Source organism: Neorhizobium sp. USDA 3394 (assembly GCF_056280385.1).
Genome location: NZ_JBWCDU010000001.1, coordinates 1,234,218 through 1,256,565, shown reverse-complemented (window position 1 = coordinate 1,256,565; position 22,348 = coordinate 1,234,218). Strand labels below are relative to the sequence as shown.

Below are 22,348 nucleotides of genomic sequence, written 5' to 3'. Positions count from 1 at the left end.
CCCTCGCCGCTCCGGTTCTTCGATAGACGCGGGACTTTAGGCATGTCGGATACAAATTCACTTCTGGAAGCCCGGGGCATCGGCAAGGCCTTCCTCGGCATCACGGCGCTTGACGGCGTGGACTTCACGCTCGAACGCGGAGAGATCCATGCGCTGCTCGGCGAAAACGGCGCAGGTAAATCGACGCTGATCAAGATCCTGACCGGGGTCTACAGCCGCGATCACGGCACCATGCGCCTCGATGGCGCGGACGTGACGCCGGCCAGCGTCGCGGAGGCGCAAGGCCTCGGCATCGGCACCGTTTACCAGGAGGTCAATCTCCTCGAAAACCTGACGGTCGCCGAAAACCTCTTCCTCGGCCGCCAGCCGCGCCGTTTCGGCCTGATCGATCGCCGCGAGATGCGAAGCCGCTCGAAGGCGCTTCTCGAACGCTACGGCCTCGATATCGATGTCGACGCCCTTCTCTCGTCCTATTCCGTCGCCGTCCGCCAGCTTGTCGCCATCGCCCGCGCCGTCGATCTGTCGGGCAAGGTTCTGGTTCTCGACGAGCCGACCGCCAGCCTCGACGCTCACGAGGTGGAGATGCTGTTTGCCGTCCTGCGCCGACTGCGCGAGCAAGGCCTCGGCATCATCATCATCACCCACTTCCTCAACCAGGTTTATGCGGTCGCCGACCGCGTCACGGTTCTGCGCAACGGCCGGCTTGTCGGCACCCGCAAGCTCGCCGAATTGCCTCGGCTGGAGCTGATCTCGATGATGCTCGGCCGCGAACTGCAGCACATCACCCGCGAACATCAGGCGCAGGAGGAAACCGTCGCCTCGACGGCCGAAGCGCCGATCCGTTTCTCCGGCTACGGCAAGCGCGGCAGCGTCGCCCCTTTCGATCTGGACATCCGGCCCGGCGAAGTGGTCGGCGTCGCGGGCCTGCTCGGTTCCGGCCGCACCGAGACGGCCTTCCTGCTCTTCGGCATCGACCGTGCCGACAGCGGTACTGCGACCGTCGACAACCAGCAAATCACCCTCTCATCCCCGGAAGCGGCGATTGCCAGCGGCTTCGGCTTCTGTCCCGAAGAGCGAAAGACGGACGGAATTATCGGCGATTTCTCCGTCGCGGATAATATCGCGCTTGCGGTGCAGGCCCGCCAGGGCTGGGCAAAGCCGATCTCCTCGCGGGAAAAGGCAGCGCTTGCGGAAAACTTCATCAAGTCGCTGGATATCCGGCCGGCCGATCCCAACAGGCAGATGAAATTCCTCTCCGGCGGCAACCAGCAGAAGGCGATCCTCGCCCGCTGGCTGGCGACCGAACCCCGTCTCCTGATCCTCGACGAACCGACTCGCGGCATCGATATCGGCGCGCATGCGGAAATTCTGAAAATGATCGAAAAACTCTGCGCCGACGGCATGTCGCTGGTCGTGATCTCCTCCGAACTGGAGGAGCTGACCGCCATCGCCCATCGCGTCATCGTGCTGTCCGACCGCAAGCATATCGCCGAACTCAAGGGCGACCGGGTGACCGCCGACAACATCATGCAGGCGATCGCCGCTCCTGCCCGGACGGAGGCCGCATGACGAACCGCCTCACCCGCCGGCTGAAACGACTGGCACCCCAGATCATCGCGCTTGCGGTCATCCTCGCTCTGATCACGGCGGTTGCGCCGGGCTTCCTCAACGTCTCCTTCCAGAACGGCCGGCTCTACGGTAGCCTGATCGACATCCTGGTGCGCGCCGCACCCGTCGCGCTGCTGACGATCGGCATGACGCTGGTCATCGCCACCCGCGGCATCGACCTGTCGATCGGCGCGGTGATCGCCATTTGCGGCGCGGTTGCCGCGACATTGATCAGCGAGGGCTATCCGCTGCCTGTGGTCATCCTGATCTCGCTCGGCGTCGGTCTTCTCTGCGGCCTGTGGAACGGCGTGCTGGTCGCGCTCCTCGATATCCAGCCGATCATCGCCACGCTGATCCTGATGGTGGCGGGCCGCGGCATCGCCCAGCTCATCACCGAAGGCGTCATCCTCACCTTCAACAACGACAGCTTCGCGGCGCTCGGCTCCGGCTCGCTCGGCGGCATTCCGATCCCGATCCTCATCTGGATCTGCGCCGCCCTGGTCATCGGCCTGCTGGTGCGCCGCTCCGCACTCGGCTTCCTGATCGAGGCGACCGGCATCAACCGCCGCGCCGCGACGCTTGCCGGCGTGCGCGCCCGTTTCCTGCTGTTCTTCGTCTACGCGATCTCCGGCATCTGCGCCGCCATTGCCGGCCTGATCGTCACCGCCGACATCCGCGGCGCCGACGCCAACAATGCCGGTCTCTGGCTGGAACTCGACGCCATCCTCGCCGTGGTCATCGGCGGCACCTCGCTGAATGGCGGGCGGTTCTCCATCACTGCATCGCTGATCGGCGCGCTGATCATCCAGTCGATCAACACAGGCATCCTCGTTTCGGGTTTTCCGCCGGAATTCAACCTGATCATCAAGGCCGGTATCATCATCGTCGTCCTCACCCTGCAGTCGCCGGCGATCATGACGCTGTTCGGCTTCGTCAAGGCCTCGCGGCGCAAGGACGGGACGGTATCCCGCGAGACATCCCATAAGGCGGAAGGAACGGTTCGATGATCCATACCCGTAACCTGCCTTTCGTCACTACGCTCGGCATCTTCGTCATCGCCTATGCCCTCTGCGTGCTGCAGTTTCCGAACATGCTGTCGACGCGCGTCATCGGCAATCTCCTGACCGACAACGCCTTTCTCGGCATCGCCGCGGTCGGCATGACCTTCGTCATCCTGTCGGGCGGCATCGATCTGTCGATCGGATCGGTGATTGCCTTTACCAGCGTTTTCGTCGCCGTCCTGGTCGGCTCCCTCGGTGTTCATCCGCTGATTGCCTTTGCGGCCGTCCTGGTCATCTCGACCCTTTTCGGCAGCCTGATGGGAGCAATGATCCGTTACCTCGGCATTCCGCCCTTCGTGGTGACGCTCGCCGGCATGTTTTTGGCCCGCGGCGCGGCCTATCTGATCTCGACGGAATCCGTGCCGATCAGCCACGAGATGATCGACACGATCCAGGGCTTCTATTTCCGCTTCCCCGGCGGCGGCAGGCTGACCGCGCTTGCCATTCTGATGCTGCTGGTCTTCATCATCGGAGCCTTCATCGCTGGCCGCACTCGCTTCGGCGCCAATGTCTATGCGATCGGCGGCAGCCAGCAATCGGCCGAACTGATGGGTGTCCCCGTCGGCTCCACGACTGTCGGCATCTATGCGCTGTCCGGCTTCCTCTCGGGCCTCGCCGGCATCGCCTACACGCTCTACACCTCGTCCGGCTATTCGTTGGCGACGGTCGGCGTCGAACTCGATGCGATCGCGGCCGTCGTGATCGGCGGCACGCTGCTCACCGGCGGCGTCGGCCTGGTCGCGGGAACGTTCATCGGGATTTTGATCCAGGGCTTGATCCAGACCTACATCGTCTTCGACGGGACGCTGTCGTCCTGGTGGACGAAAATCGTGATCGGCATCCTGCTCTTCGTCTTCATTGTATTGCAGCGCGGAATCATCTGGTATTCAAACCGACGACTGGCCGAAGGACGGCTGAAGGAGATCTGAGTGGGACTTCTGGAAACGACGATCAGTGGGCGAAAGCGCCGCAGCAACCACGCGCATGTGGTGGCGGAGCTCGGCCGGGGGATCGTTTCCGGCAAGATCCCGGAAGGCTCCCTGCTGCCCGGCGACACCGAGCTTTCCGCCCGCTTCGGCGTGTCCCGCACGGTGTTGCGCGAATCCATGAAGACGCTTGCCGCCAAAAGGCTGGTCGAAGCCAAGGCCAAGGTCGGCACCCGCGTGCTCGACAAGGCCAGCTGGAACTTCTTCGATTCGGACGTGCTGGGCTGGCGCTTCGAATCCGGGCTGGATTTCGAATTCATCGAACATCTGGCGGAAATGCGCATGGCGTTGGAACCGGCGGCAGCAGCCGCAGCGGCGTTACGCGCCTCCAGCGACGACATCGTCGCGCTCTACGCGATTGCCGCGAAATTCGACGATCTCTCCCACACGCCGGAAACCATCGCCAAGGTGGACCTCGAATTCCACCTCGCCATCGCCCGCATGTCGGGCAATCCGTTCATGCGCTCGGCGAGCGCGCTGATCGAGGCGGCACTGGCCATTTCCTTCCAGCTCTCCTCGCCGGCCGCCTCGCCGGAAAAGATCGACGAGGTCGCCACGAACCACCTGAGGATCGCACACGCGGTCGCCTCGCGTGATCCTGACAGGGCGATCTCCGCCATGCGGCATGTCATCGAGGTCGGCAAGATCCGCATCGCCAACTCGTTCGAAGTGACCCTGCCGGCCTGAGACGGGTTATCTCGCGTCGAGCGAGATCATCAGGTTGGCGAGCAGGGCGGTGCGCGGCGCAACACTGCTGACGAAGATATGCTCGTTGAACGTATGCGCGCCGGCACCGTCTGCACCGAGCCCGTCGAGCGTCGGCACGCCGAGCGCTGCCGTGAAATTGCCATCCGAGCCGCCGCCGGTCGTCACTCCTTCCAGCGCGATGCCGAGACCGCCGGCGATCTCTGCGGCGACATCGAAAAGGCGCCTGCCTTCGTCCGACTGCGCGAAGGGCGGGCGATTCATCTGGCCGTCGATTTCGAAGGTGATATCCGGATCGACAGGCTTCATCGCCTCGATCTTGGCCGTGATCTCCCTGGCAATCACATCGTCGGGAACGCGAACGTCAACCTGCAGGCGGCATTCCGCCGGCACGGTGTTGCGGCCCGTCCCGCCCTGGATCGTGCCGACCGTCACGGTGACGCCACGTTCGGTGTCGTTGAGCGCTTCGAGTTCCAGAATCAGCCGGGCAGCCGCGCGAATGGCACTGCGGCCATCCTGCGGCCTCGTACCGGCGTGAGCGGCATGTCCCCGCACGATGACATCGTACATGGCGACCCCTTTGCGGGCGACGACGATCTTGCCGCCATCGCGGGCGGGTTCCACCACCAGCGCATAACCCGCATTCTTCGCCGCCTCTTCCATGAAGGCGCGCGACGACAGGCTTCCCATCTCTTCGTCGGGCACGAAAATCAGGTCGATCGGCATCCTGCTGCCGTGCCTGACTGCGAGCTTCATCGCCTCGAGCGCCATCAGCGCGCCGGACTTCATGTCGTATATGCCGGGGCCATAGAGCTTGTCCCCCTCCTGGCGCAGCGGCAGTTGGTTGTCGATCACGCCAACCGTATGCACGGTATCGAGATGCGCCAGTATCAGAACGGTCTTTTCGTTGCTGCCCTCCGGGCGCGGCGAGCGGATCGTCAGGATATCGCCGAAGCCGAGCGTGCCCGGCACCCGCTCCGTCTCCAGCCCGGCAGCCTTGCCGATCGCCTCGACCCGATCGGCCAATAGATTGACAGCCGCGGCATCAGGCGTCGGCGTCTCGATCTCGACCCACTGCTTCAACTCGTCGATAAGAGCCTTGTCGTCGATGTCTTTGGCGGAAATGGCAAGCGTCATGGCAATAACCTTGGGCGTTCTTCGGCGGGGATGATGCCGCAGAAGTGCGGCCCGGCCACTATAGTCGGCTAGGCCAGGATCGCCAGACCCACTGCCGAGATGACCGGCAAAAATCGCAGCCGCCCCAGATCGGCATCTCGATCGCGCGCCTGGGCGAGAACGGCGCTGCCGTGCGCGGCTTCGTGACGAGCAGGGCCGGACGATTTTCCGTCAGACTGTCAGTGCCTCGAAATGCTGGAGCATGCGGGCCGCATCCGGCTCCCGGCCGGTGAACAGCTGAAAGGCGCCGACTGCCTGGAAGACGGCCATGCCGCCGCCGTTCAGCACCTGGCAGCCGCGCTGCCTGGCAACGCTCAGCAGCTCGGTTTCGAGGGGAAAATAGACGATCTCCGCTACCCAGTGATGCGACTGGAGAAGTTCCGGCGGCAGCGGCAGGCCCGGATATTTCGCCATCCCGGTCGGCGTTGCGTGGATGATGCCCGAGACATCCTGCATCGCAGAAACGATATCGGAGGAGGCTCGTATCGACGCGTCCGGAAAGATTGCCGACATCGTTTTCGCAAGCTGCTCGGCCCGGTCAGGCTCGCGATCGAACACCGTCAGTGCCTTGAGACCGAGGGACAGGATCGCGTAGGCCGTCGCAACGCCCGCGCCGCCGGCGCCGATCTGAACTGCTGCGCCCAGATCGGCGCCCGGCAGACCGCGCCGGAAACTTTCGGCGAAACCCCACCAGTCGGTATTGTGGCCAAAACGCTTTCCGTCCTTCAGCACCACGGTGTTGACGGCGCCTAGCGCCCTCGCCTCGTCGGAGAGTTCGTCGAGATAGGGAATGACCAGTTGCTTGCAGGGGTGCGTGATGTTGAGGCCAATCAGCCCGCGTGCCTGCGCATCGTCCAGGAGTTCAGGCAGGCTGCTGGGCGTCAGGCCGAGCAGATTGAGATCGATCAGCTCATATTCGTAGCGAAAGCCTTGAGCTGCGCCTTCCTTCATATGCATGGCCGGCGTCAGCGAGGCCTGGATGCCGGCGCCGATCAGGCCGGCCTTCAAGGGTTTCAGCAATGTCTCGGCCATGGGTATCGCGCCTCGTTTCGGTGGAAGGGCTGGCCCGCCGGGTAGACGGGCCGGCGCGGATGTTACTTCTTGCGGACGGCGTCCAGTTCCTTGAAGAGCAGCGAGACGGTGTCGGCACCCACATCGGCGCTGAACTTGTCGATCAGCGGCTTCACGGCATCGCGGATCTTCTGGGTTTCAGCGGCGTTGAGTTCGGTGACCTGCATGCCGGTCTTCTTGATCTCGTCGAGCGCCTTGGCGTCTGCTTCTCGGGAAACCTTGCGCTGGAAGTCGCGGGCTTCGGTCGCGGCCGACTGGAGAATGCCCTTCTCCTCGTCGTTCAGGCCGTCCCAGAACTTCTTGCTGACCAGCACGATCTGCGGATTGTACTGGTGACGGGTGACCGTCAGGTACTTCTGCACTTCGTAGAACTTGGCATTGAGGATGTTCGCGAACGGATTTTCCTGGCCGTCGACCGTTCCGGTTTCAAGCGCGGTGTAGAGTTCCGTGTAGGGCAGCGGCACCGCGTTTGCGCCGAGGCTGTTGAACAGTTCGATCGGGATCGGCGACTGCAGCGTGCGGATCTTCAGGCCCTTGATATCTTCGAGCTTGGTGACAGCGCGGCGGTTGTTGGTGAGGTTGCGGAAGCCGAGTTCCCAATAGGCGAGGCCGACGAGGCCGGTCGCCGGCAGCTTCTCGGAAAGGCTCTTGCCGAAGGCGCCGTCCATCACCTTGTCGGCTTCTTCCCCGCTGTTGAACAGGAACGGCAGGTCGACGGCGCCGAACGCCTTGACGTTGCTCGAGAGGATGCCGGCATTCAGCACCAGCATCTCGACCACGCCGCCCTGAAGAGCCGAAACGGTCTGCACGTCGCCGCCGAGCACGCCGCCCGGAAACAGCTTGACGTCGATCTTGCCGCCGCTCTTCGCCTTGACGATCTCGGCGAATTTTTCCATGCCGGTGACCTGCGGATGGCCCTTGTTGTTGGCGGCCGCGAACTTCAGCGTATGCGCGCGGACTTCGGCGGATGCCGTGCCGGCAAACAGCATCACCGGCAAGGCGATCCCGAGCGCCAGTTTCATCATCGTGTTGAACATGCATTCCTCCCACTGGTGGCCGGGGTCCCCCACGGCCGGTTGATATGACTAGGTTGCAGAAGCTTCCCGACCTCAGCGCCCGAACCAGGCGACCGGCACGGTCACCAGTTGCGGGAAGAGGACAAGAAGGAAGAGAACGATCAGTTCGGCGATCAGGAAGGGCATCACGCCCTTCATCAGGTCTTCCATCGACAGCTTGGAGACGCCGCAGATGACGTTGAGCACAGTGCCCACCGGCGGCGTGATCAGGCCGATCGAGTTGTTGATGATAAAAAGCACGCCGAAATAGACCGGATCGATGCCCGCCTGCTTGATGATCGGCATCAGCACCGGCGTCATCACCAGAATGGTCGGCGTCATGTCCATCGCGGTACCGACCAGGACGATCAGCACCATGATCGCAAGCAGCAGCAGCGTCTGGTTGTCCATCAGCGGCTCCAGCAGCGCGACGAGATCGCCGGGCACGTCGGCAACGGTGATCAGCCAGGCGGAAACCGCGGCACAGGCGACCAGGAACATCACGACCGCGGTGATCTTTGCTGCCGCCACGAAGACGTTGAAGAGTTCGGACGGCGCAAGCTCGCGATAAACGACCATCGACACGAACAACGAATAGACGGCGGCGACGACGCCGGCTTCGGTCGGCGTGAACACGCCGAACTTCAGTCCGACGATGATGATGACAGGCAGCATCAGCGCCCAGATGCTATCGACGAGCGCCTTGACGCGCACCTGGCGGCTCTGTCTCGGAGGCAGTTCGAACTGCTCCTTGCGGGCGACGATCAGCCAGGTGATGCAGAGCGCCAGCGCGATCAGCAGGCCGGGAACGATGCCGGCGAGGAAGAGCTTGGTGATCGAGACGCCACCGATGACGCCATAGAGGATGAAGCCGATCGACGGCGGAATGATCGGACCGATGACCGAAGCCGATGCCAGCAGTCCGCCGGTCCGCGCCGGATCATGGCCCGATTTGATCATCATCGGATAAAGCAGCGCGCCGAGCGCGGCGGCATCCGCCACCGCCGAACCCGAAAGGCTCGACAACACGCAGGCGGCGAAGATCGCTACGAAACCGAGACCACCGCGCACGTGGCCGACCAGGGCCATGGCGAGATTGACGATGCGTTTCGACAGGCCGCCCGTATTCATCACCTCGCCGGCAAGCAGGAAGAAGGGAACGGCCATCAGCGGAAAGCTGTCGGCACCGTTCAGCACGTTCTGTGCGACGATCTGGGGGTCGAAGATGTTCATGTACATCATCAGCGCGACGCCGCTGAGGATGAGCGCAAACGCGATCGGCACGCCGAGTGCCATGGGGCCGAGAAGGGCGCCGAGGAAAATAGTGAGCGTCATCGGTCTCTCCTCAGGCCTTGGTGACGCCGGCGGCAACCGCGGCTTCCGGATGATGGTCGAGAGCCACTTCCTCCTCGCTGTCGCGCACCAGTTGGACAGTCGCGATATCGATGCGGCCCGTCGCCACCTGGAAGGCGTCCCAGAGGATGATGAGGAAGGTCGGAACCCCAAAGGCGAGGCCGGCGCCGTAGAACCAACCCATGGAAATGCCGGTTGCCGGCATGGTGGCGGGCAGGTTGATCAGCGTCTGCGTCCAGCTTCCGCTGATCAGCAGCCATGTGGCGACGAGCATCAGCCCCTGCCCCATCAGCACTGCGATCCTGGCACTTGTCGGCGGCAGCCGCTTCAGAAGCGAATCGACTCCAAGGTGGCCGTGTTCGCGCATCGCGACGACGCCGCCTAGAAAAGTCAGCCAGATGAAGAAGACGCGCGACAGCTCTTCTGAAACTGTGATCCCCTGGTTGAAGGCATAACGCAGCACGACATTGCCGAAGACAAGCACCACCATGCCTGCCAGAAGCAGGGCTATGACGACCTTCAGCGCGAAGAAATAGAAATCGATGATCCGTGTCACTTCCAGTCCTCCCAAGGCTTCCGTCATCGGTTGGACAATGGCCGCCGCTGATACGACTACCCACTTGATCCGTTGACAAGATAACCTCCGCCGGGACCGCCTCCTCAGGGATCGACCGGCAATTCGGATAAAATGTACGAACTAGTGCGTATGTCAAGCGCCATCTATTGAAAGCCTCAGTCATGCCCGTTATGACTTTGGAACAAATGCGAAAATTCGATGTGGACAATCGGTTGTCCACAAGGCCTGTTTCTGTGAGCATGGCGGACGAAACAGTGAAGGCGGATTCGGGGATGGCGGCGAAACGCGAAAACGGCAGGAAAAACGACCCGCAACGCACCCAGGAAGACATCCTGGATGTGGCGACGGAGGAGTTCACGACCCATGGCCTCGCTGGCGGCCGTGTCGATGCGATCGCGGAAAAGACCCGCACCTCTAAGCGGATGATCTATTATTATTTCGGCAGCAAAGAGGGGCTTTATCTCGCCGTTCTCGAGCGAGCCTACCGCAAGATCCGCACGCTGGAAGAGGACCTTCAGCTTTCCAACCTGCCCCCGGAACAGGCGCTGCGGGTGCTGATTTCGACGACGTTCGAACATGACGAGGCCAATCCGGACTTCGTCCGGCTTGTCAGCATCGAGAACATCCACCACGCCGCACACATGCTGCGGTCCGAGGCGATCCGCGACCTGAACGTCTCGGTCATCGAAACCATTGCCGCGATCCTTGATCGCGGCGTCGCGGCCGGCGTATTTGTCCGGAAAGCCGATCCGATCGACATTCACATGCTGATCAGTGCTTTCTGCTTCTTCCGCGTCTCCAACCGCTATACGTTCGGCACCATCTTCCGCCGTGACCTTTCGGAACCGGAGACCATGGAACGCCACAAGGGCATGATCGCCGACGCGGTGATCAGCTACCTGAAGACCTAGCGAACCGCCTTGTCGGGATGGGCGTTGGCGAACGGTTTCAGTTCGGCGCAGCGGTCGGCGATCGCGACAAGTTTCGGGCAGGCCGAAAGATCGGCGCTCCACCGCCGCGCGTTGTAGACCTGCGGCACCAGGCAGATATCCGCCATTCCCGGCCGGTCGCCGTGGCAGAATGTGCCGGTCGAAGGGGAATCGAGCAGCGCCTCGAAGGCGGCCAGCCCCTCGCCGATGAACTTCCGCATCCAGGCCACCCGGGCTTCATCACCGCCACCGGTCAGTGACATGACGTGGCCCGTGACGTTGAGATTGCAGACCGGGTGGATTTCCATGGCGATGACATAGGAGAGCGCCCTCACCCGCTGACGACCGACGGAATCTCCCGGCAGGAAAGCCCCGCCGCGCGTCTCGTCGAGATATTCGATCACGGCGAGCGACTGGGTGAAGCTGTGCCCGTCTATTTCCAGCACCGGAACAAGCCCCTGCGGATTGCGCTGAAGATGATCCGGCGACTTGTGCGCCTTGGCGAGCAGATCGACTGGCACCGACCGGAACGTCTCCGCAACCATGTTGAGGGCGATCCTCAGCCGATAGCTCGCCGAGGACCGCCAATAATCGTAGAGCACCGCCTCGCTCATCAAGCCTTCTCGTATTTCGTCACGGTCTGCTCTATCGCACCGAAGATCGAATGGCCCTTGTCGTCCTTCATCTCGATCCGCACCGTATCCCCGAAATGCAGGAAAGGCGTCTTCGGAACGCCGAAGTTGATCGTCTCGATGGTGCGGATTTCGGCAATGCAGGAATATCCGGCGCCGCCATCGGCAACCGGCTTGCCGGGACCTCCGTCGAGTTTGTTGGAGACCGTGCCCGAACCGATGATCGTGCCGGCGATGAGCGGCCGCGTCTTCGCCGCATGGGCGATCAGCTGCGGGAAATCGAAGGTCATGTCGACACCGGCATTGGCCCGTCCGAAAGGCTTGCCGTTCAGATCCACCTTGAGCGGAAGTGAAAGCTTGCCGCCATCCCAGGCCGAACCCACTTCATCGGGCGTGACCGCGACCGGAGAAAAAGCGGAAGACGGTTTCGACTGGAAGAAGCCGAACCCCTTGGCGAGTTCGGACGGGATCAGCCCGCGCAGGGACACGTCGTTGACGAGAAGCACGAGGCGGATCGCCTCCCGCGCCTCATCCACCGACGCCCCCATGGGCACGTCGCCGAGGATCACCGCGACCTCGCCCTCCATATCGGCGCCCCAGGCTTCGTTTTCGAGCAGGATCGGATCGCGAGGCCCGAGGAAACTGTCGGACCCGCCCTGGTAGATCAGCGGATCGGTCCAGAAGCTCTCCGGCATCTCCGCATTGCGCGCCCGGCGCACCAGTTCGACGTGATTGACGTAAGCCGATCCGTCGGCCCATTGATAGGCACGCGGCAGCGGCGATGCGGCATCATGTTCGTGGAAACGGATGGTCGGCTGCGAACCGGTCTCGATACCCTCAGCGACCCGTTCAAGCCGCGGACCGACATACGCCCAGTCGTCGAGCGCCGCCTGCAGCGTGCGGGCGATATGACCGACCTCCGAGCACTGGGTCAGGTCTTTCGAGACGACGACCAGGCGGCCGTCGCGGGTGGAATCCTTCAGTGTCGCGAGCTTCATGAATGAGTGTTTCCCGTTTTATCGTTGGTATTGCCCTCAGAATGTGAGGAGATCGCGCCAGAAGGCAACCGTAATGTAGCGCCGTCTCACTTGATCCCCGGCGTACCGTCGAACTTTCGCTCGAGACCTGACCAGCAATCCACGTAATTATCCTGCAGCGTCTCCAGTTCAGCCGCGAATTTGGTGAGCTGCTGGGGGAAACGGGTCTCGAACATGAAGGCCATGGTGTTGTCGAGCTTTACGGGTTTAAGCTCGCCGTTCGAGGCCTTTTCGAAGCCGGTCAAGTCAGGTCCGTGCGGCAGCATCATGTTGTGCAGGCTCATGCCGCCCGGCACGAAGCCCTCCTCCTTGGCGTCGTAGCGGCCATAGATCAGGCCCATGAACTCGCTCATGATGTTGCGGTGATACCAGGGCGGCCGGAACGTGTGCTCGGCCACCAGCCAGCGCGGCGGGAAGATCACGAAATCGACATTGGCGGTTCCCTCCTCTCCGGAGGGAGCGGTCAGAACCGTGAAGATCGACGGATCGGGATGGTCGAAGAGGATGGCGCCGACCGGAGAAAAGGTGCGCAGGTCGTATTTGTAGGGTGCGTAATTGCCGTGCCAGGCAACCACGTCGAGCGGCGAATGGCCGATCTCGGTCACATGGAAGGAACCACACCATTTCACATGCACCCGGCAGGGCGTCTCCTTGTCCTCGTAGGCGGCCACCGGCGTCTTGAAATCCCTTGGGTTGGCAAGGCAATTGGCGCCGATCGGCCCCCGATCCGGCAGGGTGAACTTGGCGCCGTAGTTCTCGCAGATATAACCGCGCCAGACTTCTTCCTCACCCAGCCGTGTCACCTTGAACATGGTTCCGCGCGGGATGATGCAGATCTCCGAAGGCTCAAGGTCCATCTTGCCGAGCTCTGTGAAGACGCGGATAGAACCCGTCTCCGGCACGATCATCATTTCGCCGTCGGCATTGAAGAAATAATCGTCCACCATGTCTGTGTTGAAGACATAGACATGCGCCGCCATGCCTGACTGGGAGAGCGCATCGCCCGCTGTCGTCATGGTGCGGATGCCTTCGAGGAAATTCAGCTCTTCCGTCGGCGCCGGCACCGGGCTCCAGCGGAGCTGGCCGAGCGCAAGGGAATGTTCGGCGACGTGAGGTGCCGTCTTCCACAGCGGATAGTCGATCTTCCGGAACCGGCCGGTGTGGCGCACGCTCGGGCGGATGCGATAGAGCCAGGAGCGCTCGTTGGTGCCGCGCGGCGCGGTGAACGGCGAACCGGAAAGCTGTTCCGCATAAAGCCCGTAATTGCATTTCTGCGGGCTGTTCTGGCCCTGCGGCAGGGCGCCTGGCAGGCTCTCGGTTTCGAAATCATTGCCGAAACCCGGCATATAGACGAGCGTCTCGGCATTCGCCCCGGTAAACTGCGCGGCGTTCGGATCGACCTTGTCCAGCATGGCTTGTTTCCTCCCATGATGACGATATGGTTGCAAATGTAACCATCAATTTTGTAACCATCAACGCCCCATCAGTGTCATGACGACCGATAGTTTCGAACTCGACCAGTTCCTCCCCTACAGGCTGAACCGCGCCGCCGAATTCGTCGGCTTGCGCTTTGCCGCGCATTACAAGGCGAAATACGGCCTGACCCGGCCGGAATGGCGCACGCTTGCGGCGCTTGGCAGTTCGGGCCGCATGACGTCGAAAGCGGTGGGCATTCATTCCAGCATGCACAAGACCAAGGTGAGCCGAGCCGTCTTCGCGCTCGAACAACGCCGCTGGCTGAAACGCAGCCAGGACGATGGGGACCGGCGTCTCGAACACCTGGAACTTACCCCCGCCGGGCAGCAGGCCTATCGGGAGCTGATCGAACTCGCCCGCCGCTACCAGGCGGAACTGGAGGCGGAATTGGGCGGGAGCGGCATCGAGGCTTTATCGACCGGTCTCGCGGCAATCGAGCAGGTCATCCGCCGCTCGGGCAAAGGGAAACCGCCGGAGCCGGACGATCTCTAAGCCTTGGCGGGCTTTTGAATCGGAATCCCACCAAAATCCTTCAATACGCTGAGAACGATCGATGTTTTGACATGCTGCACGCTCTCGTGCGGCAACAGTATGTCGTTGACGAAATGGGAGAGGCCCGCCAGATCACGCGTCACCACCTTGAGGTGATAGTCCATCTCGCCGGTCAGCGAAAAACACTCGAGCACTTCCGGCAGGTCCTCGACAAGCCGCGCGAACCGCTTGGCATTGTCCCGGTTGTGGGTGGCGAGCGTCACGGCGATCACGACCAGAAGGTCGAGGCCGAGTTTCTGGCGGTTGAGATGAGCCCGATAGGTCTGGATGAACCCCTCACCCTCAAGCCGCGCCCGGCGGCGCGAACACTGCGACGGGGAGAGTGCGACGAGTTCCGACAATTCGTTATTGGTCAGCCGCCCGTCGGTCTGCAGATGGCTCAAGATCTTCAGGTCATATCCGTCCAGCGCGTCCATCGTGCATACAACCCCTCAAATCCGCACACTTCATGCACAAATCCAGCAGAGCATCGCCAAGATTGCAAGCACAATGCGCCCTTCCTGCATCATCATGATCAGCGAATGACAGGAGGAATTTTCCATGGGTCCTTTCCCGCACGACGCACCGGTTTCTGAGATCACCGCCGACAATCCGGCCGGCACCGACGGTTTCGAATTCGTCGAATTCGCCCATCCGGAACCACAGAAGCTGGAAGAGCTGTTCAACCGCATGGGCTACAGGCCGGTGGCGAAGCACAGAACGAAGAACATCACCGTCTGGCGCCAGGGCGACATCAACTACATCCTCAACGCCGAGCCGGGCAGCCATGCCATGCGCTTCGTCGATGAACACGGTCCCTGCGCGCCGGCCATGGCCTGGCGCGTGGTCGATGCCAGACATGCTTTCGACCACGCGGTCGCCAAGGGCGCGACGCCGTATCTAGGCAAGGACAAGACGCTCGACGTGCCGGCCATCGTCGGCATCGGCGGCTCGCTTCTCTATTTCATCGAGACCTATGGCGAGAAGGGGTCGGCCTATGAGGCCGAATTCGAGTGGCTGGGCGAGCGTAACCCCAGGCCCGAAGGCGTCGGTTTCTATTACCTCGACCACCTGACCCACAACGTCTATCGCGGCAACATGGATAAGTGGTGGGACTTCTACCGCGAACTCTTCAACTTCAAGCAGATCCACTTCTTCAACATCGACGGCCGCATCACCGGCCTGGTAAGCCGGGCAATCACCTCGCCCTGCGGCAAGATCCGTATCCCGCTGAACGAGTCCAAGGACGAGACCAGCCAGATCGAGGAATTCCTGAAGAAGTATAAGGGCGAAGGCATCCAGCACATCGCGGTCGGCACAGACGGCATCTACGAAGCGACCGACAAGCTTGCCGACAACGGGCTGAAATTCATGCCCGGCCCGCCGGATACCTATTACGAAATGTCCGGTACCCGCGTGCACGGCCACGACGAACCGATCGAGCGGATGAAGAAACACGGCATCCTGATCGACGGCGAAGGTGTGATCGATGGCGGCATGACCAAGATCCTGCTGCAGATCTTCTCGAAGACGGTGATCGGCCCGATCTTCTTCGAGTTCATCCAGCGCAAGGGCGACGAGGGGTTTGGCGAGGGCAATTTCCGCGCCCTCTTCGAGTCCATCGAGGAAGACCAGATCCGCCGCGGTGTCCTGAAACCGCAGGAGGCCGCCGAATAATCGGCGGCGCTACGAAAAACAGCTGAGTAGCAGGAGCCCGGCGGTCATTTCGCCGGGCCTTCCATTTCAAATTCTAACTCCGGTCGATATGGAATGCTCCTCAGCTCTGATTTTCCGAGCAATTAGAGCCGCGATGGCATTTGCCTGGGAAGGCGCTACGCCTTGCCCCGTCCCGGAGCGATGAAGGCGGCGATTGCCGCCTCGTCGAGCCCGGCCTCCTGCAGGAAGCGGCGCGCGAACTCGGCGCCAGAAGCCTTCATCGCATCGTTCGGGCGGATCAGGTGGAAGGCGACATGGTGATCGATCGCCCTCTCCGAAACCGCGACGACCCGGCCGGAGGCAAGCGCCGCATCCGCAAGCGGCGGGCGGGCGAGCGCGATGCCGAGGCCTTGAGCGCATGCATCGATCACCAGGTTGTAATCCTCGAACCGCCGATCCTGACCGCGCGGCACGTAGTCGACGCTTTCGACCGCCAGCCAGCGCCGCCAGGCCTCGACATTGGAATCGTGCAGGATCGGCAGTTCGAGCAGCGATCTTGCATCCGAGCGCCCACCGAGACGTTCGGCGATTGCAGGCGCGGCTATCGGCACCAGCTTCTCCTGCCAGAGCGGCAGGCTGCGCACGCCGGCCCATGGCCCCTTGCCGCAACGGATCGCCAGGTCGATGCCCTCGCTGAAGTCCGCCAGCCGATGTTCCAGGATCAGTTCCAGATGGATGTCGGTAGCTTCGAGCTTCGAGAGCCGCGAAAACAGCCAGAGCGAGGCGACCGATGGCGTCACCGAAAGCCGGACAACCGTCTTGTTGCGGCGTGGCAGCCACCGCTCGTCCGTATCACCGAGCAGCGCCAGGGCCTCCTCGGCGCGGGCGAAAAACCGCATGCCCTCCGGTGTCAGCGTCACACCGCGGGCCTCGCGGGAGAACAGCCGCACGCCCATCCAGCGCTCCAGCCGGGATATCTGTCGGGAGACGGCACCATGGGTGACGCCGCCCTCTTCCGCCGCCGCGGAAAACGATCCGAGACGGGCGGCTCGGGCAAAGGTCTCTAGCGTATCGAGTGGCGGCAAAGTCTGCGAGCTGTGAACCATGAGCACATATGATCATCGATTGCGGTGCTTTTCAAGCACGGATAAGTGGGGCTAAATCCTGGCTTCCACGCTTCGAGGGAGAGAGAGATGAGCACGGTTGCTATGAATGCCGGAACAGACGAAAGACACGGATTTGATGTGATCGCCTTCCTGGCGATCCTGGTGACCATCGTTTTCTGGGCCTCGTCATTCGTTGTCATCCGCATCTGCCTCGGGCCGCTGACGCCGATCGAGCTTGCCGCTGCGCGTTATGTTCCGGCCGCCTTGATCGCGGTTCTCTATCTTGCCGCTGCCCGGCCAGCCCTTCCGGCCAGGGGCGATATCCTTCGCCTCGTCGTCGCGGCCGTGCTCTTCATCGCGGCCTATGCCGTTCTCCTCAACATGGGTGAGCGAACGGTGGCGGCGGGGCCTGCGAGCTTCATCATCAACACCATGCCGGTCTTCACCGCACTCATCGCCATTTTCGCGCTCAGTGAGCGGTTCGGCCGCTGGGGCTGGGTCGGAACGGCGATCTCCTTTGCCGGCGTGGCGCTGATCGCCGCCTCCGGCGACGACGGTTTCGATCTCGATCCGAACGCCATCCTCATTCTCGGTGCTGCCCTCTGCTCGGCGATTGCCAGTGTGCTGCAGAAGCCGATCCTCAGCCGCATGCCCGCCTTGGCTGTCACGGCCTGGCTGATGCTGATCGGCTCCGTTCCGCTGCTGCCGGCGGTCCCGTCCGCGCTCCAGGCGCTTGGCTCTGCTCCGGCCGAGGTGAACTGGGGCATCGCCTATCTGGTGCTCTTCCCGACCGCGATCGGTTACGTCACCTGGGCGATCGCCCTGAAGCGCCTGTCTGCTGCCCGCGCCGCCAATTTCCTCTACGGCGTTCCTCCGACCGCCACGCTGATCGGTTTCCTCTGGCTCGGCGAAGTGCCGACCCTGATCGGCGCGATCGGCGGTGTCATGGCGATCATCGGGGTACTCGTCGTCAACGTGATGCGCAAGAGATAGTGCAGCCGTAGAGTTCATCAGGAAAAGCAATAGTTTCCAGCCAATTGATGAATCAATCTGTACGGAGCTATCTGCCGGCGCCGTTCACCAGTTGCAGGATGAGCTGGTGGACATTGCCGCCCTCGCTCATTTCCATCCGGTCATAATCACTGCTGCGTTTCTGCTGCGCCTTCGATATCTCGCCGAGCTTGGCGGTCAGTTCGGTCCTGATCTTTGCGCATTGCGGATCGTTGGCGACGCTGAGGCCGACGCTCACCCGCTCGATCTCCTTCACCATGTCCGTGATGATGACGCCGTGGACCAGTTCGTGCTTGCGGACGCCGGCAAAGAAGATATCCCACTTTTTCCTGAGCTCGGGGGAAAGCGTCGAGGCGGGCTTGGGCAGCGTATAGGTGATGATCAGCTTCGGGCGCGCCGAAACCAGCGTGCAGGCACCGTCCGGCTGCGGCCGGTAATCACGGGTCCAGGTCAGCTTGAAATTGGTATGGGCGATAGCGCGCACCTCCTTGCCGATCTTCGGGCCACGCTCGCCGATGGAAGCGTAGAGATCCACACCGGAATCACCCGTGATAGGATAGGTCTGGACCTGCTCGACCGGCTGCCACTGGCTCTGCGCCGACGCCTCCAGAGGCACCAACCCAAGGCAGAGCGCCGCCCCGAGAATTCCTGCACCTATCCTCACTCTTTACCTCCCAATGCCGTTGCTGCGGCGAAACTAGAGATGCCGCAGCGCCGTTTCAATTCCTCAAGCGCGTCAGTGAACGCTGTCCATCACAACTTTTGTTCCAGCCCCTTGCCATATTTCCCTCACGATGGATGATGACAGTTATATGACATAGTCATTTTGATTGAGTGCGGGGAGTGGAATGGGAGAAAAGCGGAAGGTTTATGAGGCGCTGGTCGACGGCGCGATGGATGGCCTTACGGACGACGCCTTGTTCAAATTCGTCAATAAACGCTGCCCGAAGACGTCGAGCAAGAAGATCGTCCGGGCAGCGCTGCTCGGCCTTACCGATCCCCACCTGCGTGACCGCAACATCCTCGATACAATCTATGCGCTGGCCATCAAGCATCGCATGGACGAGTTTCGCGATGGCGAGGATGGCGATGACGAAAGGGATACCTGGCCCGCGCCTTTCGACCGCCCGCTCGACACGGAAACGGTTCGTCCGGATTTGGCATAGCCGTTTTCCCGCGCTGTCATTCGCCCTACACAGAAGCTGCCTAGACTGCCCTTATCGAGGGTGAGTTCATGCACGGCCGCACCAATCTCACAGCCATGAGGCTCATGGATGCCTGCGAGCATCTGCTTTGCGAAGCCGAGGCACTGGAGGATCTGACCGCGCGGCGGATCGCCATCGAGGCGCATGCCACGCCGTCGGCCATCAGCTACCATTTCGGCTCCCAGGAGGAACTTGTCGCAGCGGTCGCGGAGCGCGTCTACCGGCGGCTCAATGCCGAACGGCTGAACCTGCTGCGCAAGGCCGCCGACCGCCGGGCGCCCGATCCACCGGATCTCGATGAAGTCATCGCAGCCCTGGTCGGCCCGTCGATCCGCTGGAGCCTCGACCCGACCTCCAGCTATCCGGTCCTGTCGCATTTTACCTCGATGGCGAAAACCCACCGGGAGCGCGCACCGCATTACCGCCGCATCATCGACAACGTCGAACATCATCGGGCTTTCGTCCCGCATCTGAAGCGGATAGCGCCTTGGCTCGACGACGTCGATATCGGCTGGCGACTCAATTGCGCGCTCGGCATCCGCTCCCAGGTCACCCGCTCGCGGTCGCGTACGGAAGTGCTGACCAATTACAGCATCGACCTTGACGATCCGGACGTCGTCATCGCCCGCATGGTCGAGGTCATCGCGCCGATGTTCCGTCGCTGAACCGGTTTCGAACGGCATTCGAAATTCGTCACCACCCCGAAACAAACCCCTTCTAACGGTCCTCCTGACGAAACCGTCATCCATGGAGGCATCCGGTGCGACGCGAGACCACATTCATCCATCTGACCGACCTGCACATCGGCACCGCCGACGACAGCCACCTGCACAGCAACACGACCGAGACGCTGCACCAGGTGCTCGATCTCGTCGCGACCGTGACGCCGAAGCCGCAATTCGTCATCGCCAGCGGCGACCTGACCAATCGCGGCGATGCGGAAAGTTTTCGCCGGCTGAAGGAGATCATCGACGCCAGGATCGATGTTCCGGTCATCTATGCGCTCGGCAATCACGATACCCGCCCCGGCTTTTATGAGGGCATGGGCATCGAGGCGCACGATCCGGATGCACCCTACGACCACGACACGATCATCGACGGCATCCACATCATTACCATCGACTCGACGACGCCTGGCCTGATCGGCGGCACGATCGATCCGGAACAGTTCGACTGGCTCGCCTCGACGCTCGACAGCCACCCCGACCTGCCGAAGCTGATCGTCGTCCACCATCCGCCGGCACTCGGCGAGGAAGCCGATGCCGCCCACTGGCGGACGATCCATTTTCCGCAGTCGGAACGTTTCCGCGAACTGCTGAAGGGCCGCAACATCATCGGCATCCTGGGCGGCCATATCCATCACGACCGCGTCTCGGTCTGGCACGGCATCCCTGTCGTCGTCGGCACCGGCCAGCATGCCGCGACCGACATCCTGCGCACCGACATCCTGCGCATGGTACGCGGCGCTTCCTTCGGCATCGGCACCATCCGCCCGTCCGGCCTCACCATGGCCTTCGTGCCGCTGCCGTCCGACCGCGCCGAGCTCAACACCTATCCGCTCGAACTTCTGATGGCTCGGGCAATGCCCGTCGCCGCTGAATAACCCTCACCCGGAGACACGAAAATGCTGCGCAGAACCACGCTCAAGCTGATGGCGACGCTCACCGCCGCTTCGATGTTGCCTCTTGGCCTGCCGCTCGGCGCGCTTGCCGAAATGCCGGCAACCATCGACAAACCGGTAACGATCAGCTTCTACAATTACAACCTCGCCTCCGCGAGCGCCGGTGCCGACGCCACGAAAGAGTTGATCGCCGGCTTCGAGAAGAAATTCCCGAACGTGAAGGTCGAGACGGTCGCCGTTCCCTCGAACGAGATCATCAACCGCGTCCAGGCCGATATCGTCGCAGGCAAGCAGCCGGACGTCGCCCAGCTGACCTTCCGCGACCTGATCTTCATCGCCTCCGATCTCGGCGGCAATGCGCTCGAAGACATGGTGAAACCGGCCGAGCTGAAAGAACACCTCGCCGGCATGATCCCGAAGGGTCTCGAACTCGGCAAGGTAGACGGCAAGACATATGGCCTCGCCTACACTTTCTCGACGCCCGTTCTTTATTACAACGGCGACCTGTTCAAGCAGGCCGGCCTCGACCCGAACAATCCGCCGAAGACCTGGGCCGACGTCAACCTCGCCGGCAAGGCGATCAAGGAAAAGACCGGCAAGAACGGCTTCTTCCCCGGCGCCTACGGCCCGACCGACGGCACTTTCGTCTACCAGGCAATCGTCATGTCGAACGGCGGCAGGGTGCGCGACGGCAACAAGCTCACTTACGCCGACAAGAATGCGGCCGAGGCCGTCAAGATGCTGCGCGACATGGTCGATAGCGGCGCCCATGCCAAGATCGACCCGGCCAGCGGCTCGGACACCTTTGCAGCCGGCAATCTCGGCATGTTCGTCTATACGACTGCGGTGCTTGGCTCCTATAAGAAGGCCGCTCAAGGGAAATTCGACCTGCGCATCGCCCCCATGCCGTCCTTCGGCGAAAAGCCGACCGCTCCCACCAATTCCGGGAGCGCCCTCTTCGTCTTCAGCAAGGATCCGGCCAAGCAGCGTGCGGCCTACGAGCTCCTCAAGTACCTGACGAGCAAGGAAGCCTATACGGTCATCACCAGCAAGATCGGCTACCTGCCGCTGCGTCTCGATATCGTCGACGACCCGAACTACCTCGGCCCCTGGGTCAAGGAAAACCCGATGTTCCGCGCCAACCTGGAACAGCTGAACCGCCTCACCGCCAACGTCGCCTTCCCCGGCCCGAACTACCGCCAGGTCGAGAAGATGATGATGGACTCGGTGCGTGAAGCCGTCTTTGGCAAGGGCGATCCGGTCGCGACGCTGAAAGCCGCCCAGGACCAGGGCCAGGACCTGATGCCGTAACCAGTTACGAGGAGATGCCGGGCGGGTCTCGCTTTCCCGTCCGGCATCGTTGTCCCCTCGGGGCCCTTTCGGGGAAATTTCATGACCGACATCCAGGCCGATCTCGCAAGACCGCTCGCCGTTGCCCGAGCGCCAACAGCTGCCCGCCAGCGTGGCACATTCACCGTGCAGCCCTGGCTCTATCTGGCACCGGCGCTGTGTCTCCTCATGATGTGGACCTATGTGCCGCTGGTCGAGGCGT

The 22,348-nt window shown here is 62.3% G+C and carries 23 protein-coding genes; 12 read left to right on the top strand and 11 right to left on the bottom strand.

Annotated elements, in window-relative coordinates; all coding sequences use genetic code 11:
- The first annotated feature begins 42 nt into the window (after positions 1-42).
- The 4 genes from ACZ9EJ_RS05970 to ACZ9EJ_RS05955 are packed head-to-tail and all read left to right on the top strand — an operon-like array spanning position 43 to position 4,342.
- Positions 43-1,569: a sugar ABC transporter ATP-binding protein gene (locus tag ACZ9EJ_RS05970; RefSeq protein ID WP_046639133.1), complete on the top strand. Its 1,527-nt coding sequence runs from the start codon at positions 43-45 to the stop codon at positions 1,567-1,569.
- A complete protein-coding gene (locus ACZ9EJ_RS05965) occupies positions 1,566-2,615 on the top strand; it encodes an ABC transporter permease (RefSeq protein WP_046639132.1) in 1,050 nt (349 codons plus the stop codon). Before ACZ9EJ_RS05970 ends, ACZ9EJ_RS05965 begins: the two co-directional genes overlap by 4 nt.
- On the top strand, positions 2,612-3,598 hold the full coding sequence (gene yjfF / locus ACZ9EJ_RS05960) for a galactofuranose ABC transporter, permease protein YjfF (protein WP_080953963.1): 987 nt from the start codon (positions 2,612-2,614) through the stop codon (positions 3,596-3,598). Before ACZ9EJ_RS05965 ends, yjfF begins: the two co-directional genes overlap by 4 nt.
- Positions 3,599-4,342, top strand: coding sequence for a FadR/GntR family transcriptional regulator (locus ACZ9EJ_RS05955; protein WP_037083382.1), 744 nt, complete (start codon positions 3,599-3,601; stop codon positions 4,340-4,342). It abuts the gene before it with no gap.
- Positions 4,343-4,348: 6 nt separating this feature from the next.
- On the opposite strand, the gene ACZ9EJ_RS05950 is transcribed toward ACZ9EJ_RS05955, so the two are convergent.
- From ACZ9EJ_RS05950 to ACZ9EJ_RS05930, 5 genes are all read right to left on the bottom strand, one after another.
- Complete coding sequence (locus tag ACZ9EJ_RS05950) at positions 4,349-5,497, bottom strand: M20 family metallopeptidase (protein ID WP_046639131.1); 1,149 nt, start codon at positions 5,495-5,497, stop codon at positions 4,349-4,351.
- A 210-nt stretch (positions 5,498-5,707) separates the two neighbouring features.
- Positions 5,708-6,568, bottom strand: a complete 861-nt coding sequence (locus tag ACZ9EJ_RS05945; RefSeq protein ID WP_046639130.1) for a shikimate dehydrogenase — start codon at positions 6,566-6,568, stop codon at positions 5,708-5,710.
- Positions 6,569-6,630: 62 nt separating this feature from the next.
- The gene (locus ACZ9EJ_RS05940) at positions 6,631-7,644 is read right to left on the bottom strand and encodes a TRAP transporter substrate-binding protein (RefSeq protein ID WP_046639129.1); all 1,014 of its coding nucleotides are present in this window, start codon (positions 7,642-7,644) and stop codon (positions 6,631-6,633) included.
- A gap of 72 nt (positions 7,645-7,716) precedes the next feature.
- Entirely contained in the window at positions 7,717-8,997 is a 1,281-nt protein-coding gene (locus ACZ9EJ_RS05935; RefSeq protein WP_046625780.1) for a TRAP transporter large permease, read from the bottom strand.
- Between the two features lie 10 nt (positions 8,998-9,007).
- Entirely contained in the window at positions 9,008-9,571 is a 564-nt protein-coding gene (locus ACZ9EJ_RS05930; RefSeq protein WP_046639128.1) for a TRAP transporter small permease, read from the bottom strand.
- A gap of 293 nt (positions 9,572-9,864) precedes the next feature.
- Between ACZ9EJ_RS05930 and ACZ9EJ_RS05925 the strand changes: the two genes are divergently transcribed.
- Entirely contained in the window at positions 9,865-10,503 is a 639-nt protein-coding gene (locus ACZ9EJ_RS05925) for a TetR/AcrR family transcriptional regulator (protein WP_046626687.1), read from the top strand.
- On the opposite strand, the gene maiA is transcribed toward ACZ9EJ_RS05925, so the two are convergent.
- From maiA to hmgA, 3 genes are all read right to left on the bottom strand, one after another.
- Positions 10,500-11,135 carry a maleylacetoacetate isomerase gene (gene maiA, locus ACZ9EJ_RS05920; RefSeq protein WP_046639127.1) on the bottom strand — a complete coding sequence of 212 codons (636 nt, stop codon included), beginning with the start codon at positions 11,133-11,135 and terminating at the stop codon, positions 10,500-10,502. The two genes, ACZ9EJ_RS05925 and maiA, sit on opposite strands and share 4 nt — an antisense overlap.
- Complete coding sequence (locus tag ACZ9EJ_RS05915) at positions 11,135-12,151, bottom strand: fumarylacetoacetate hydrolase family protein (RefSeq protein ID WP_046639126.1); 1,017 nt, start codon at positions 12,149-12,151, stop codon at positions 11,135-11,137. The genes maiA and ACZ9EJ_RS05915 overlap by 1 nt, the downstream gene beginning before the upstream one ends.
- Positions 12,152-12,237: 86 nt before the next feature.
- Positions 12,238-13,602, bottom strand: a complete 1,365-nt coding sequence (gene hmgA / locus ACZ9EJ_RS05910; protein WP_046639125.1) for a homogentisate 1,2-dioxygenase — start codon at positions 13,600-13,602, stop codon at positions 12,238-12,240.
- A gap of 79 nt (positions 13,603-13,681) precedes the next feature.
- On the opposite strand from hmgA, the gene ACZ9EJ_RS05905 reads away from it, so the two are divergent.
- On the top strand, positions 13,682-14,158 hold the full coding sequence (locus tag ACZ9EJ_RS05905) for a MarR family winged helix-turn-helix transcriptional regulator (RefSeq protein ID WP_046639124.1): 477 nt from the start codon (positions 13,682-13,684) through the stop codon (positions 14,156-14,158).
- Here the strand turns inward: ACZ9EJ_RS05905 and ACZ9EJ_RS05900 are convergent.
- Positions 14,155-14,634: an Lrp/AsnC family transcriptional regulator gene (locus ACZ9EJ_RS05900; RefSeq protein WP_046599717.1), complete on the bottom strand. Its 480-nt coding sequence runs from the start codon at positions 14,632-14,634 to the stop codon at positions 14,155-14,157. The two genes, ACZ9EJ_RS05905 and ACZ9EJ_RS05900, sit on opposite strands and share 4 nt — an antisense overlap.
- A gap of 124 nt (positions 14,635-14,758) precedes the next feature.
- On the opposite strand from ACZ9EJ_RS05900, the gene hppD reads away from it, so the two are divergent.
- Positions 14,759-15,874, top strand: coding sequence for a 4-hydroxyphenylpyruvate dioxygenase (gene hppD, locus ACZ9EJ_RS05895; RefSeq protein ID WP_046639123.1), 1,116 nt, complete (start codon positions 14,759-14,761; stop codon positions 15,872-15,874).
- A 155-nt stretch (positions 15,875-16,029) separates the two neighbouring features.
- Here the strand turns inward: hppD and ACZ9EJ_RS05890 are convergent, their stop codons facing one another.
- On the bottom strand, positions 16,030-16,959 hold the full coding sequence (locus tag ACZ9EJ_RS05890; RefSeq protein ID WP_046625752.1) for a LysR family transcriptional regulator: 930 nt from the start codon (positions 16,957-16,959) through the stop codon (positions 16,030-16,032).
- An 87-nt stretch (positions 16,960-17,046) separates the two neighbouring features.
- Between ACZ9EJ_RS05890 and ACZ9EJ_RS05885 the strand changes: the two genes are divergently transcribed.
- A complete protein-coding gene (locus tag ACZ9EJ_RS05885) occupies positions 17,047-17,952 on the top strand; it encodes a DMT family transporter (RefSeq protein WP_046639122.1) in 906 nt (301 codons plus the stop codon).
- A 67-nt stretch (positions 17,953-18,019) separates the two neighbouring features.
- On the opposite strand, the gene ACZ9EJ_RS05880 is transcribed toward ACZ9EJ_RS05885, so the two are convergent.
- Positions 18,020-18,634 carry a DUF922 domain-containing Zn-dependent protease gene (locus ACZ9EJ_RS05880; RefSeq protein ID WP_046639121.1) on the bottom strand — a complete coding sequence of 205 codons (615 nt, stop codon included), beginning with the start codon at positions 18,632-18,634 and terminating at the stop codon, positions 18,020-18,022.
- Positions 18,635-18,818: 184 nt separating this feature from the next.
- Here ACZ9EJ_RS05880 and ACZ9EJ_RS05875 point away from each other — a divergent pair, with 184 nt between their 5' ends.
- The 4 genes from ACZ9EJ_RS05875 to ACZ9EJ_RS05860 all read left to right on the top strand — a co-directional run bounded on the left by ACZ9EJ_RS05875 (position 18,819) and on the right by ACZ9EJ_RS05860 (position 22,107).
- Positions 18,819-19,136, top strand: a complete 318-nt coding sequence (locus tag ACZ9EJ_RS05875) for a hypothetical protein (protein WP_046639120.1) — start codon at positions 18,819-18,821, stop codon at positions 19,134-19,136.
- Positions 19,137-19,204: 68 nt separating this feature from the next.
- Entirely contained in the window at positions 19,205-19,840 is a 636-nt protein-coding gene (locus ACZ9EJ_RS05870; protein ID WP_046639119.1) for a TetR family transcriptional regulator, read from the top strand.
- Positions 19,841-19,935: 95 nt separating this feature from the next.
- Positions 19,936-20,778 (top strand): metallophosphoesterase family protein, encoded by an 843-nt coding sequence (locus tag ACZ9EJ_RS05865; protein ID WP_046639118.1) that lies wholly within the window; start codon positions 19,936-19,938, stop codon positions 20,776-20,778.
- 21 nt (positions 20,779-20,799) lie between these two features.
- The gene (locus tag ACZ9EJ_RS05860; protein ID WP_052764531.1) at positions 20,800-22,107 is read left to right on the top strand and encodes an ABC transporter substrate-binding protein; all 1,308 of its coding nucleotides are present in this window, start codon (positions 20,800-20,802) and stop codon (positions 22,105-22,107) included.
- Positions 22,108-22,348 lie beyond the last annotated feature (241 nt).